The organism is Amycolatopsis heterodermiae, from assembly GCF_034929455.1.
Taxonomy (GTDB): domain Bacteria; phylum Actinomycetota; class Actinomycetes; order Mycobacteriales; family Pseudonocardiaceae; genus Amycolatopsis; species Amycolatopsis heterodermiae.
On the sequence record NZ_JAYFSI010000005.1, the window covers coordinates 540,138 to 553,970 of the forward strand.

The 13,833-nt window shown below is 67.9% G+C and carries 12 protein-coding genes; 4 read left to right on the forward strand and 8 right to left on the reverse strand.

The window, feature by feature from the left end; all coding sequences use genetic code 11:
• The first annotated feature begins 2 nt into the window (after positions 1 to 2).
• Positions 3 to 932 (forward strand): transporter substrate-binding domain-containing protein, encoded by a 930-nt coding sequence (locus VA596_RS24670; protein ID WP_323330476.1) that lies wholly within the window; start codon positions 3 to 5, stop codon positions 930 to 932.
• A gap of 138 nt (positions 933 to 1,070) precedes the next feature.
• Here the strand turns inward: VA596_RS24670 and VA596_RS24675 are convergent, their stop codons facing one another.
• Positions 1,071 to 2,114 (reverse strand): glucosyl-3-phosphoglycerate synthase, encoded by a 1,044-nt coding sequence (locus VA596_RS24675; protein WP_323330478.1) that lies wholly within the window; start codon positions 2,112 to 2,114, stop codon positions 1,071 to 1,073.
• A gap of 87 nt (positions 2,115 to 2,201) precedes the next feature.
• On the opposite strand from VA596_RS24675, the gene VA596_RS24680 reads away from it, so the two are divergent.
• A complete protein-coding gene (locus tag VA596_RS24680) occupies positions 2,202 to 2,546 on the forward strand; it encodes a hypothetical protein (RefSeq protein WP_323330480.1) in 345 nt (114 codons plus the stop codon).
• A gap of 213 nt (positions 2,547 to 2,759) precedes the next feature.
• On the opposite strand, the gene whiA is transcribed toward VA596_RS24680, so the two are convergent.
• The 4 genes from whiA to uvrC are packed head-to-tail and all read right to left on the reverse strand — an operon-like array spanning position 2,760 to position 7,622.
• A complete protein-coding gene (gene whiA / locus VA596_RS24685; RefSeq protein WP_323330482.1) occupies positions 2,760 to 3,755 on the reverse strand; it encodes a DNA-binding protein WhiA in 996 nt (331 codons plus the stop codon).
• Positions 3,755 to 4,747, reverse strand: a complete 993-nt coding sequence (locus tag VA596_RS24690) for a gluconeogenesis factor YvcK family protein (RefSeq protein ID WP_323330558.1) — start codon at positions 4,745 to 4,747, stop codon at positions 3,755 to 3,757. The genes whiA and VA596_RS24690 overlap by 1 nt, the downstream gene beginning before the upstream one ends.
• A 1-nt stretch (position 4,748) precedes the next feature.
• Entirely contained in the window at positions 4,749 to 5,606 is an 858-nt protein-coding gene (rapZ, locus tag VA596_RS24695) for an RNase adapter RapZ (protein WP_003101350.1), read from the reverse strand.
• Positions 5,607 to 5,648: 42 nt separating this feature from the next.
• A complete protein-coding gene (gene uvrC / locus VA596_RS24700) occupies positions 5,649 to 7,622 on the reverse strand; it encodes an excinuclease ABC subunit UvrC (RefSeq protein ID WP_323330484.1) in 1,974 nt (657 codons plus the stop codon).
• A gap of 166 nt (positions 7,623 to 7,788) precedes the next feature.
• Between uvrC and VA596_RS24705 the strand changes: the two genes are divergently transcribed.
• Positions 7,789 to 8,511, forward strand: a complete 723-nt coding sequence (locus VA596_RS24705) for a S1 family peptidase (protein ID WP_323330486.1) — start codon at positions 7,789 to 7,791, stop codon at positions 8,509 to 8,511.
• A 72-nt stretch (positions 8,512 to 8,583) separates the two neighbouring features.
• Positions 8,584 to 9,360, forward strand: coding sequence for an exodeoxyribonuclease III (locus tag VA596_RS24710; protein ID WP_323330488.1), 777 nt, complete (start codon positions 8,584 to 8,586; stop codon positions 9,358 to 9,360).
• A 102-nt stretch (positions 9,361 to 9,462) separates the two neighbouring features.
• Here VA596_RS24710 and VA596_RS24715 read toward each other — a convergent pair whose 3' ends face one another.
• The 3 genes from VA596_RS24715 to VA596_RS24725 form a co-directional block, all read right to left on the reverse strand.
• Positions 9,463 to 11,547: an AIPR family protein gene (locus tag VA596_RS24715; protein ID WP_323330490.1), complete on the reverse strand. Its 2,085-nt coding sequence runs from the start codon at positions 11,545 to 11,547 to the stop codon at positions 9,463 to 9,465.
• A 153-nt stretch (positions 11,548 to 11,700) separates the two neighbouring features.
• A complete protein-coding gene (locus tag VA596_RS24720) occupies positions 11,701 to 12,927 on the reverse strand; it encodes a hypothetical protein (RefSeq protein WP_323330492.1) in 1,227 nt (408 codons plus the stop codon).
• Positions 12,928 to 13,418: 491 nt separating this feature from the next.
• Positions 13,419 to 13,814, reverse strand: coding sequence for a PH domain-containing protein (locus VA596_RS24725; protein ID WP_410171923.1), 396 nt, complete (start codon positions 13,812 to 13,814; stop codon positions 13,419 to 13,421).
• Positions 13,815 to 13,833 lie beyond the last annotated feature (19 nt).

The following is a 13,833-nucleotide window of genomic DNA, read 5'->3' on the forward strand; positions in this document are numbered from 1 at the left end:
AGATGCGGAAACGCTCACTCGCCCTGAGCTCGGCGGTGCTGGTGGTCGCGGTGGCCACCACCACCGCGGCGATCACCCTGCACCCCGGCGCCGATCCCGGCGCGGCTCCGGAACGCCCGTCGTCCGCCGTGGTAGTGCCTCCGGTCACGTCCGAGGCCCCGGCCTCCGGCGCCGAGCTGTGGCCCGTCGCCGGCAAGACGCTGCGGGTCGGGTTCAACGGCGAGATCCCGGGGTGGAGCTACCCGGACATCAACCCGAAGGGGTTCGACGTCGACCTGGCGAACTACCTCGCCGGCCGGCTCGGCTTCACGGTCGTGCCGGTGGCGCTCACCCCGTACGACCGGGAGGGCGCCCTGCTGCGCGGCGAAGTCGACCTGGTCATCGCGAACTACTCGATGGACGGGGCCAGCACGACCGACCCGGCGAAGCGCCGGAAGGACTTCGTCGACTTCGCCGGGCCCTACTTCGTCGACCGCTCCGGCCAGATGGTCGACCTCGGCAAGCTGGCGGCCATCACCCACCAAGCCACGGTGCTCGACTCCGAGCACACCTGCGTGACCAAGGGCACCACGGCCGCGGACAAGATCGGCGCCCGGGCGAAGGACACCCTCCGCGAGTGCCTGGACCCCTTCCTCAACCCCGACGACCGGCAGTTCGACGCCGTGGAGACCGACGAGGCGATCCTCCTCGCCGTCGCCAACTTCCGGAAGGCCAAGGTCGACCCCGCCTACTGGGAAAGCGGGGGCTTGGTCAACCCGAAGGAGTTCTACGGGGTGGCGATGCGCAAGGTCGATTCACGGGCCTGCAACGAGTTCACCACGAAGATCCACGACTTCGTGAACTCGCAGGCCTGGGAAACGTCCTACGACGCCCTGCACATCAAGACGACCATTCCGCACAAGCCGGAGGACACGGACCACGCGTACTGCTGATGGCCGGATCGCCCTCCAGACCCGTGGCGGCTTGATCTGGGAGGATGTTCTTCTCCGGCCTTCCCGCACCCGTCCGCCTCAAGGGGACCCGGAGGGGCCGATGGCTTCGGCCTCGCCGCGGATCCCCTTGCCGAGCGACTACGCGGTGTCCTGCAGGTCCAGCTCGTTCTCCGGGCGCAACGTCACCGGCAGGCTCGCCAGGGGCGGGCGCTGCGGGGACGTCAGGTCCGTCAGCACCAGTTCGCGCTCGACGCCGTCCGTGGACGTGCCTCGCTGGAACTGGGCCAGGATCGTTGCCGGGGGGATGGCCGTGACCAGGCGGCCGTAGCGTTCCAGGCGGTCGAACAGCGTCTGCATGATCTGGCCCGACATGCGGCCCAGTGCCTGGGTGCTCTGGTGGCGGTGCACGCGGTGGCCGAGGTCGACCTGGGCGAGCGCGTCCAGGCCGCGCAGCTCCAGCAGGTCGATCAGGTGGCCGATCTCGACGCCGTAGTTCACGACGAACGGGATGCTCTCCAGCACCTCGCGCCGGCCCGCGTACTCGCCCGCCAGCGGCTGGACGAAACCCGACAGCTCGGGCCAGAACATGTTGATCAGCGGCCGCGCGACGAGCTCGGTGACGCGGCCGCCGCCCTCGGGCTCGCTGCCCGCCGCGCCGTTGAGCGGGCGGTGGTAGAAGCCCTTGACGTAGGCCACCGACGGGTCGGTGAGCAGCGGGCCGAGCAGCCCCGTGACGTAGTCGGTGGTGAAGTCGTAGAGATCGCCGTCGACGAAGACGACGAGGTCGCCGGTCGTCGCGGCGACGCCCTTCCACAGGGCCTCGCCCTTGCCCTGGAGCCCGTCGAGGTCCGGGAACACGGCGTCCTGCGCGACGACCCGCGCGCCGGCCGCGGCGGCCACCTCGGCGGTGGCGTCGGTCGAGTGGCTGTCGACGACCAGGATCTCGTCGACGAGCCGGTGCCGTTCGCAGAGTTCCTCGCGGATGGCGGTGACGATCGCGCCGACCGTCGTCTCCTCGTTGCGCGCGGGGATGACCACCGAGACGGTCGTGCCGCGTTTGGCCTCGGCCAGCTGGTCCGCGGTCCAGTCGTCGGCCCTGCTGCTGCGCCGGGCGAGCCAGGTGCCGACCTCCGGCGACACCTGCAGCTGCGCGCGGTCATTGCTGTTCCGGCTCGTGCGCATGCGTTCCCCTTCCCTCGTTCGGCGTACTCCCTCCCGACCGAGGTTCGACGCGCCGCGTTTCGGCGACCACTCCCCCGTGCTACCGGGGTGTTACGAGTTCGGCCGGACGGCACCGATCCCGTTAACCGCACGGACGGAAAACGGCCTGACCAGCACGGCCTGGTCGCGGCCCGCCTGGCAGACCTGATCGCCGAGCACGACTGCACCTGCTGCCGCTCTCCACCGGGCTCGTGGGCGGTCTGTGGGGCGGCCTCGCCGCGGCCGAGGTCGCGCAGCTGCGGGCGAACCTCGCCGCGCACGGTCTCGCACCGGACCTGCTCGCCCGAGGGGCCGAAGCCGGTCGTCCTCGTCGACGTGGTGTCGTCCGGGCGGACGTTCGAGCAGTTGCTGGACATCCTGCGCGACTGGGCCGCGGCCGAGCGGGCAGCCTGACCCGGCGCACGCGCACCAGCCCGAACACCCGGCGGTGGCAGCAGCACCGCCTGGGCGCACGAGGTGACGATCCGGAACGTGTCCGTCGAGCCCGCCTTGTTCGGCCACCTCGCGGACCACCAGCAGAAGCTCACCCGGTCGTTCGGGCGCTGCTCCCCGGCCACGACCACCGCACCCGGCGGGCCCTCGCCGAACCCTGGTTGCGGGACCTCGTCAGGCGTCTTCCTCTTCCTCGAGCATCTCCGGGGTGACCGCGGACTCGGTGTCCGGGATGCTCAGGTCCTTCGCCCGCTTGTCCGCCATCGCCAGCAGCCGGCGGATGCGGCCGGCGACCGCGTCCTTCGTCATCTGCGGGTCCGACAGCTGGCCCAGCTCCTCCAGTGACGCCTGCCGGTTGGACAGCCGGAGCTTGCCCGCCGCCAGCAGGTGGTCCGGGGCGGTGTCGCCGAGGATCTCCAGGGCGCGCTCGACCCGGGCCGCCGCCGCGACGGCCGCGCGGGCCGAGCGGCGCAGGTTCGCGTCGTCGAAGTTGGCCAGCCGGTTCGCCGTCGCGCGGACCTCGCGGCGCATCCGGCGTTCCTCCCACTGCAGCACGCTCGCGTGCGCGCCCAGGCGCGTCAGCAGCGCGCCGATCGCGTCACCGTCGCGGACCACCACGCGGTCGGCGCCGCGGACCTCGCGCGACTTCGCCTGGATGCCCATCCGGCGCGCGGCACCCACCAGGGCCAGCGCCGCCTCCGGACCCGGGCACGTCACCTCGAGCGACGACGAACGGCCCGGCTCCGTCAGGGAACCGTGGGCGAGGAACGCCCCGCGCCACGCCGCTTCCGCGTCGGCCACGCCACCCGACACCACGGCCGCGGGCAGGCCGCGCACCGGGCGGCCGCGCTGGTCGATCAGTCCGGTCTGCCGGGCCAGGCCTTCCCCGTCCTTCACCACGCGCACCACGTACCGCGTTCCCTTGCGCAGTCCGCCGCTGGCGGTGATGACGTGGACGTCCGAATGGTGGCCGTAGAGCTCGTGGATCTCCTTGCGCAGCCGTCGCGCGACCGAGCCCGTGTCCAGCTCCGCCTCGACGACCACCCGGCCGGCCACGATGTGCAGCCCGCCGGCGAAGCGAAGCAGCGACGCAACCTCCGCCCGGCGCGGCCCGACCTTCGTGATCTCCAGCCGGCTCAGTTCGTCCTTCACCGCGGCGGTCATCGCCATTACTGCCCCTCCCTGCCTTTCGCTCCTCCCCCGTGCTCCCCGCCCCTGCCGAGACCGAGAGCCTCCCGCATGCATCGCGCGAGCGCATCAGGATCATGCCGTCCCGCCACTTCCGGGTCGCCCACCGCCCCCAGGTGGGCCCGGCCGCCGAGCCGTTCCGCCGCGCGCCGGAGATTCGCCGGGTCGGGGACCGAATCGCGGTCCGCGATCACCGCGTCCACCCGCAGATCGGGTGCGTGCTCGGAGAGCACGTCGAGGTGCCGCTCCGGCGAGAACCCGGCGGTTTCCCCCGGCTGGGGGACAAGGTTGAGCACGAGCACCTTCGTCGCCGACGTCTTCACGAGCGCGTCGTGCAGTCCGGGCACCAGCAGATGCGGTAGAACGCTCGTGAACCACGAGCCCGGGCCGAGGAAAACGACGTCGGCCGCCAGCACCGCTTCCACGGCTTCGGCGCACGCCAGCGGCGGCCGGCCCGACCCGCCCGGCGCGCGCAGGCTGACGCGCTGCACCTGCCCCGGCGTCGACGCCACCGCGACCTGGCCGCGGATCGTGCGCAACGCCGAAGGGTCTTCGCTGTCGAGGCCGCTGACCTGTCCTTCGATCTCCAGCGGCTCCGGGGACATCGGCAGCACCCGGCCGGAGACGCCCATCAGCCGGCAGGCCTCGTCGAGCGCGGCGACCGGGTCGCCGAGCACCTCGAACAGGCCCGCCAGCAGCAGGTTCCCGACCGCGTGCCCGGCCAGTGCGCCGTCACCGCCGAAGCGGTGCTGGAACACCTCGGCCCACAGCGTGCCGCCGTCCTCCGCGGCGAAGGCGGCGAACGCCTGCCGGAGGTCGCCCGGCGGCAGCAGGCCCAGTTCGCGCCGCAGCCGGCCGGACGACCCGCCGTCGTCGGCCACGGTGACGATCGCGGTGACGTCGGGGGTCACCCGCCGCACCGCGGACAACGTGGCGTGCAGTCCGTGGCCGCCCCCGAGGGCGACCGCCCGCACGTTATTCACGACCAAGGTCGCGGTGCACCACCTTCACGGCCATTCCGTCCTCTTTGGACAGACGCTGGGCGAGCTCGACCGACAGCGCCACACTGCGGTGCTTGCCGCCGGTGCAGCCGACGGCCAGCGTCAGGTACCGCTTGCCCTCGCGCTTGTAGCCGGCGCCGATGAGCCGCAGCAGCTGGTGGTAGCGGTCGAGGAACTCCTCGGCGCCTTCCTGGCTGAGCACGTAGTTGCGGACCTCGCCGTCGAGGCCCGTGTGCTCGCGCAGCTCCGGGATCCAGAACGGGTTCGGCAGGAACCGGACGTCCATCACCAGGTCCGCGTCCATCGGCAGGCCGTACTTGTAGCCGAACGACAGCACGGTGACGCGGGTCTGGGTGCTCGCCTCCGAGCCGAACGCGTCCTCGATCTTGGCGCGCAGGTCGTGCACCGACAGCGACGACGTGTCGAGCACCAGGTCGGCCTCCTCGCGCAGCGGCTCCAGCAGCGTCCGCTCCGCCGTGATGCCGTCGGCGAGCCGGCCGTCACCCTGCATCGGGTGCCCGCGCCGGACGGCCTCGAAGCGGCGCACCAGCACGGCGTCGGTCGCCTCCAGGAACAGCACCCGCGGCTTGTAGCCCCGGGCGTCCAGGTCCTTGATCACCGAGGCCAGGTCGTCGGTGAACGCGCGCGAGCGCACGTCCATGACGACGGCGACCTTGGTGATCGCGCCGCGCGCCTGCGCGCCCAGCTCGACCATCGTGGCGATCAGCTCCGGGGGCAGGTTGTCCACGACGAACCAGCCCAGGTCCTCCAGGCACTTGGCCGCGGTGCTGCGGCCCGCCCCGGACAGCCCGGACACGACCGCGACCTCCATGCCGGACCCGCGGATCTCCTCTTGCGCACTCACAGTCTTTCCCTACTCCCCTGTCCTTGTGCCCGGGCCCGCGCCGGACTCCCCGGCCAGCGCGGCGACCACGGCCTCCGCGGTGCGCCTGCCGAAGCCGGGCACCGCCTCGATCTCCTCGACCCTGGCCTGCTTGAGCTTCTTCACCGAGCCGAAGTGCTTGATCAGCGCGGTGCGGCGAGCCTGCCCCAGCCCGGGCACACTGTCCAATTCGGACGCCTGCAGCCGCTTGGAGCGCTTCTCGCGGTGGTAGGTGATGGCGAAGCGATGCGCCTCGTCACGGAGGCGCTGCAGCAGGAACAGCCCCTCCGACGTCCGCGGCAGGATCACCGGATCGGGGTCGGCGGGCAGCCACACCTCTTCGAGCCGCTTCGCCAGCCCCACCACGGAAATGTCGGTGATGCCCAGCTCCGCGAGCACGTCCGCGGCCGCGGTGGCCTGCGGGCCGGCGCCGTCGACGACCAGCAGGTTCGGCGGGTAGGCGAACTTGCGCGGCCGCCCGGTCTCCGGGTCGAGACCCGGCTTCGACGAGTCGATCGGGACGTCGGCGCCTTCGGCGGTTTCCTTGAGGTAGCGGTTGAAACGCCGCCGCACGACCTCGGCGATCGACGCGACGTCACCCTCTTCGGCCGCCTCGCGCAGCGCGAAGCGGCGGTACTCGGACTTGCGCGCCAGCCCGTCTTCGAAGACGACGAGCGAGGCCACGACGTCACTGCCCTGGATGTGGCTGATGTCGATGCACTCGATGCGCAGCGGCGCGGTGTCCAGCGCCAGGAAGTCCTGCAGCTCGGTGAGCGCCGCCGACCGGGCGGTGAGGTCGCCGGCCCGGCGCAGCTTGTGCTGGGTGAACGCCTCGCCCGCGTTGCGCTCGACGGTCTCGGCCAGCGCCTTCTTGTCGCCGCGCTGCGGCACGCGCACCTGCACCCGCGAGCCGCGCAGCCCGGTCAGCCACTCCGAGAGCGCTTCGGCGTCGGCGGGCAGTTCCGGGACGAGGACCTCGCGCGGGACGACCGGCCCGGCGTCGACGTCGTCACGGGCCTCCAGCTCGGCCTGCTCGCCGTAGAACTGCGTGATGAAGTGGTCGACCAGCGCCGGGACGTCCATCTCCTCGGCCTTGTCGATCACCCAGCCGCGCTGGCCGCGGACCCGGCCGCCGCGCACGTGGAAGACCTGGACGGCGGCCTCGAGGTCGTCGTGGGCGAACGCCACGACGTCGGCGTCCGTGCCGTCGCCGAACACCACGGCCTGCTTCTCCATGGCGCGGCGCAGCGCGCCGAGGTCGTCGCGCAGCCGGGCGGCGCGCTCGAACTCCAGCTCGTCGGACGCGGCCGCCATCTCGGTTTCGAGCCGCTTGATCATGACGTCGGTCTTGCCCGCCAGGAAGTCGCAGAAGTCCTCGACGATGTCGCGGTGCTCGTCGGCCGAGACCCGGCCCACGCACGGCGCCGAGCACTTCTCGATGTAGCCGAGCAGGCAGGGACGGCCGATCTGGCCGTGGCGCCGGAACACCCCCGCCGAGCAGGTGCGCGCCGGGAACACCCGCAGCAGCAGGTCGAGCGTCTCGCGGATGGCCCACGCGTGCGAGTACGGCCCGAAGTACCGGACGCCCTTCTTGCGCGCCCCGCGGTAGACGTGCAGGCGCGGGAACTCCTCGTTGAGCGTCACCGCGAGGACTGGGTAACTCTTGTCGTCGCGGTAGCGGACGTTGAACCGCGGGTCGAACTCCTTGATCCAGTTGTACTCGAGCTGGAGCGCCTCGACCTCGGTCGTGACGACGGTCCATTCGACGCTCGCGGCCGTGGTGACCATCTGCCGGGTCCGCGGGTGCAGGCCGGAGAGGTCGGCGAAGTACGAGTTCAACCGGCTGCGCAGGCTTTTCGCCTTGCCCACGTAGATGACCCGCCTGGCCGCGTCGCGGAACTTGTACACACCAGGGGCGTCCGGGATGCTCCCCGGCGAGGGACGGTAGGTGGTCGGGTCAGCCACGCCCCCAAGACTATGGCTCACCCCCGACAGTTCTCGCACGCCCCCGGTTCGCCCGCCGGAAGTAGGGTGTTCGTCCGCTTCCGACCTTCGTCGGTGTACCCGGGCGTGACGCGGTGGTTACTTTCCGACCCAGCAGGTTCGGGTCCCATCCGAAAGGGTCACCACCGTGAGCTCTCTTCGTGTCCTAGGTGCCGCCGCCGCGGCCGCCGTCGCGCTGACCCTCGCGGGTGGCGCCGCCGCTTCGGCCGGCGTCCAGCCGAACATCGTCGGCGGCACCACCGCCCCCACGGTCTCCTGGGGCGCGCAGGTCTACGTCAACACGCCCGGACGCGACTTCCAGGGCTTCAACTGCTCCGGCACGGTCATCGCGTCGCGCTGGGTGATGACCGCCGTGCACTGCCTCGACCAGGACGGCTCGGGCATGCACGTCAAGGTCGGCAGCAACACGCTGTTCTCCGGCACGCAGATCGCCGTCGACGGGAAGTACGAGTCCCCGAACGGCGACATCGCGCTGCTGCACCTGGCCTCGGCGACCAGTGCCGGCCCGATCTCGCTGGGCAGCGCCGACCCCTCGACCGGCAGCACCAACCAGCTCTACGGCTGGGGCCGCACCACGCCGACCGGCCCGCCGGCGTCGGCACTGAAGGTGGCGAACGTCCAGGTCACCGGCCGGTCGTCGGACGCCTACGGCGGCCGCGCGATCCAGAGCGTCGGCGTCAACGGCTCGGCCTGGAAGGGCGACTCGGGCGGCCCCGAGGTCTCGAACGGCGTCCAGGTCGGCGTCGCCTCCACGGTGCAGAACCAGAGCGGGACCAACACGCGCGGCACGAACAACTACGCGAGCGTGGCTTCGAGCCGGTCCTGGATCCGGTCGACCGCGGGCGTCTGAGTTCTGCTTTCCGGAAGGGGCGGCGCGCGGCGCCGCCCCTTTCCTGTCGGTGGGGTGTGGGAAACTCGCGGCATGCGGATCGCCACCTGGAACGTGAACTCCATCGTCCCCCGCCTGCCCCGGGTCCTGGAGTTCCTGGAGCAGACCGCGCCGGACGTGCTGTGCCTGCAGGAGCTGAAGAACACGACGGAGAAGTTCCCCGCCGCCGAGGTCGAGGCGCTCGGGTACGAGGTCGCCGCGTACGGGCTCGGGCGCTGGAACGGCGTCGGCATCGTGTCGCGGGTGGGCCTGTCGGACGTGGTGCGCGGGCTCCCGGACGAGCCTCGGTTCGACGGTGAAGCGGAGGCCCGCGCGATCGGCGCGACGTGCGGCGGGGTGCGGGTGTGGTCGGTGTACGTGCCCAACGGGCGCGAGCCGGACAACCCGCACTACGCGTACAAGCTGGAGTGGCTGGAGTCGTTGCGGTCGCTGGTTTCGTCGGAGCTGTCTTCCGGCCCGTTCGCGGTGCTGGGCGACTTCAACGTGGCCCCGACGGACGACGACGTCTGGGACATCGCGGTCTTCGCGGAATCGACGCACGTGACGCCCCCGGAGCGCGAAGCCCTGGCGCGGCTGCGGAAGCTGGGCCTGACGGACGTCTTCCCGAGGCCCCTGAAGTACGACCACCCGTTCACGTACTGGGACTACCGGGCGGGCAACTTCCCCAACAACAAGGGCATGCGCATCGACCTGGTGTACGGGAACTCCGCGTTTGCTTCCGCGGTGAAGGATTCCTATGTGGACCGGAATGCGCGGAAAGGGAAGGGGCCTTCGGACCACGCCCCGATCGTGGTCGACCTGGATCTCTGACGCCAGCTACACCCGCTTCAGCGTTTTACTGTGCGGATGCTCGCGCGGATCGCGTAGCTGAAACACGAGCATACGTGCAACAACTCACGACCGCCGAAGCACTTAGGTGGTCTCGGTGGACTCAATGCCCTCTTCGGCTTCCTGCAATCGCAGGGCCATGCTCCACAGACTCTCTCCTCCTTTGACCTTCCATCGAGTGGTGCCCTGATTTGCGACAGGTTGCTGTTTCCAGTCGGCGAGCTGCCACATCTCACGGACAAGGCCGGACGGCGAGTACTGCCTCTGGTCGGCCTCCCATAAAAGCGGTTTCGTACGGCTGTTCACCCAGGTCGCCCGACTACGGCGCGAATCCTCCGCGAGCCATCCGGCAAGGGCCGCCTGCTCGTTTGCGACAGGACTGTCGTAAACGAGTGCGGTGCCCTCAGAGATGGCGTTCGCGTCGACGAGATATGGGACTGTATTCGGCCGACGCGGCTTACGCTCAGCACGGACATACTCCACCGGAAGCGTGGGAGGCTTTTCCCTGGACTCTGCAGAACTCAAGGTGAGAGAGGCCAGTTTGCGGGTCTGGTCGGTATTCGCCAGAATGGTCCGTATCTGCGTATCCGAGCCATATTCCGCGTCGGCATGGTGGATGAGCCAGGGCACCAATGTGGCGACCGCGTCGGCGACGCGTGGCAGAAAGTCCTCGTCCCAGCGACAGCTGGGCTCGTCGATGACCTGGGACACCTTCAGGTGTTTCAGGACCAGATGGGCGATGAGGTACTCACCGTGCTGTGCTACCGCAGCAGCCCTCCCCTCCCGCTGCGACCGTGTCGCGTGCAACGTTTCACGCACGGCCCGCACCGCGGTAACTGCTCGCCAGATCTGCAGGGCCGGGGGACGCGGGTCGAATAACACATCATACGCGCCTCGTTCGCCGCGTTCCCAAAGCGGATCGAGCGAGCGAGCCAGGCGCGCCGAGTAGCTCGCAGTGGGATGGAGACAGGCGAGCGCCGCAGCAGCCTCGACGATTGAGCAACCAGACTCGGGCGACGGGTCGGGAGTTCCGCGCTTGACGGTGTACTGCTTGTCGAGCTCAGCAGCGAAGTCCTCCCGGATCTCTCCCTGAACCGGATCGAGAGCAATGAAGTCCCGAGCCTCGACACTGTTTTGAAGATTGGTGGCTTTCGTCACATCTTCGGCGAACCCGGAGGCGCCGTTAGTGGCGATTACTCGAACACCGACTGTCGCGTACGCGGCAACCTCGGGATCGGTCCGCATTGCCTCTGCGATCGCGGTCACCGTCTGTGCACCATTGACAATGCTCGCATTCTCGGCGGTCAACTGCATCGGCGCGTTGTGCGGAGACTGCATCGAACCAGGACGGGGCATAATTCTGTCACACAGAATTGTTATACCGTTGTTGCGATACCAAAAGTTGCCAGGTTCAGCGATCAACGACTGGACAATTCCACTATTCGTCCGCGTCGCCCCGAGCGGGTCGCGGATGTTCGCACGAAATAGGCCGGCACCGTGCTTCGCAGACCACGAGGCGACATCTTCGACTCGTACTGACCCCTGATACGACATGTGCATCCCGTCATGCTGATGCCACGGCCTCATTGTGACATTGAGCGCGATGGGCTCGGGCGCACGATCCTCTCGCACCTGCCGGACGAAGTCTCGCGCGTATAGGAACCGGCATCCGACTCGAGGACCATGTTGATTGAATCGCGCAATCGCATTGTTTAAAACCGGCATAACACCATCAGGGTCGGGCGGTTTTTCACCCATCAATGCGATTACCAGAGTGACTGGCGCATTCCCTTCGACCATCAGCTCCGAAGCGGCCTCCCCGAGTGCCTCTCCTCGAGCATTGAATTCACTGAACAACTCGCGATCGAGATAGTCGAGTCCGACAATCAGTTCGCCCGCAGCTTTTCGGTCGAACGTGGCCGTGCCAGCATCACTCCACTTCGCCTGCACCAAGTAGACCTGCGGCGGATCCTTGCACAGCGCGATTGCGTCTATGCCCTGGTCAGCATGACCGTCTGTAACAAAACCACCAGCCGTAATCGGATCCGCTCCGGAAACCATTCGCACGGCGAGCGCTGTCAGAGCTCGTGAAAGCAGGCGCTGCTCCGCACCGTCTGCGCCATACCGTTCTAGATCTCCCACGTAGACGTGACCAGCGTAGTCACGCATGAGCGCCGCCCTCACTTGGCGTGCGTGACGTCGCGCATCCATGCCCTCAGCCATCCACCCGTTCCCGTCCGAAGATCAGTTGAATATCAACGTAGCGAACGCTCCGAAGATGCGCAGCAACGTCAAAACGCCCACCTACCATGCCTTAAATGGTCAGAATAGCCATTGCTCCCCAAAATGATGACTCTCTGCAACATCCCAGTTGCCATGTATTGCAACCACGACGGCTCGCCGGGCTTCAAGCGCTAGCTCGACGACGTCGCGGACCTGTTCGAAGCCAGCCGCACGCCCACCAAGCCATCCGGCACCGAGCAACGCAGCAAAGGTACCATTGCTCAAATGTCGCTCAGAACGAAAAGGGGCATCGCAAGAAATCTCATGATTCCTAATATCCTGCGCCACACGAATGGCTCCACCGAGGAGCCACTCCTTTTCAACTTCGAATTTCTTGACATTCACACGTTTGACGAATACCGGGTTAGATACAAGACGCGGATCGCTGGGATCATCCTCTCCCGCATACAGATCGTCAATTTCGTCTAGGTACTCATCAAGTATCCAATCTGCGCCGTAGTGAATCAGAGTAAGCACGCCGAAATTCGGATTAAAGTAGACGAGATCGACTCCTCCAAGTTCAGAATTGGGATCCGGCCTCGCATTCACCATGGTGACACCCGGCCCGTAGCCATCAGTGCGCCGAGCTACCCGCATCCAGCTGTAAGACGAGGGTACCGCACCTTCTTGAAGCCATGACAATTCACGATCAGCACTTGAGTGGTGATCGCTTGAATCGCGAGATTCGTCCAACCCTCCAATGAACCAAGGACACGAAGAAACCAGCTGCCACCCCGACAGTTTCGGCAACTCCGCTTGCAGGTTGGCCGCCTTCAATGAAAGCGCAACCGCGTCCCGTTCACAGGCAAGCAGAAAGCCATCGTTACCCTCAATGGCGTTACATCCAACTTGCTCGAGCAAAAACTCGACGTCGCGCGCGGCTACATCAGCGGAATTCGAGATAACAGATAGAAGGTCTTGCTCCTCTGAACCATTCAGCGGCGTTCGACCATTCAGTGCTCGGATCAGGCCGGGATACGCATCGTTGTCGGGTTGCACAACCACTTCGGGCTTAATCTTGCGACAGAGGTCAAACTCTAGGTTTCTGTTGGAGATGCCAGAGCGGTCACCGGGCGCCACCCTGCCGAGCCCAACGATCTTGAACCCATTCCCTGAGCTCACAACGAAGACAGCCAGATGCAGCTCGCCGCGCTTCAACGCACGATACGGATACGCATCCAAGCCGATGCGGCCGGAACGATCGAAATCCGACCGACTCATGGCCTGCCGCATCTGACCGGCAACTTCGAAGATCGCAACTGCCACGAGAGTTACGCTCCCCCGGTCGCAGCCGAGGGCCGGGACGCCTCAATCATAGCTGAGGCAGTACTGAGTACCGGCCATAGCTGCCGAATCAGCTTCCCCCGATCGACGTGCCCGTGGCCGCCGAGGAACGCGCTCCAGACCCCGCAGTAGCCACGAGCCCCGCCGGCTAGGCAGTATCCGGCGAGCACTTGTCGTTTGGCCAACTGCACTGTTCCGCCAGTCACCTTCCACCCCCGTCCGCGGGACACGCTCGCTGTTAACCCTGCCATAAGGATCGCCAGCAGGCGTAGCCATTCCGCGACGGCGTGTCTACCAGTCTGCAGAAGTCATCGGCCCCACGGACCACCTACTAATTGACGGACGTTCTGCAAGCGTCACGGCGCCTTGTTGCTCGGACAGGGTCCGCAACCACGGTGCACCAATAACGTAGTCCGCCGGCGGCCGTCAAATTGTTGCACCCACGATTCGGTGGCGGCCGCCACTGAGCCAGGTCAGCCGCCGGTGGCGGCGCGGTGGAGCTTTCGCAGGGCTCGTACCGCTTCCACCGCCCGGGCCCGGTCCACCGCCTGCACCGCCATCACCGCGTGGTACTCGTCCTCCGGCAGCTCCAGCCGCGCCCACGAAGCGCCGTCCGGGAAACTCACCGAAAGCACCTCGTCCCATGCGAAGCGCCGGGTCATCAGCACGTTGCGGACTTCGATCCCGGTCGCGTCCGCGCGTACCCGGGCGATCGCGAACAGCATCACGCCGCACGCCAGCAGGATGCCGATACCCACCATCGCGGCCTGGTCGGAGCGCTGGAAGCGGACGCCCGTGTCGCCGTTGCGCAGCAGCACCGCCACCACAACGAACACCGCCAGCAGCGCCACCGCCAGCACGCTGCACATGATCAGCGCGCGCCGGGGA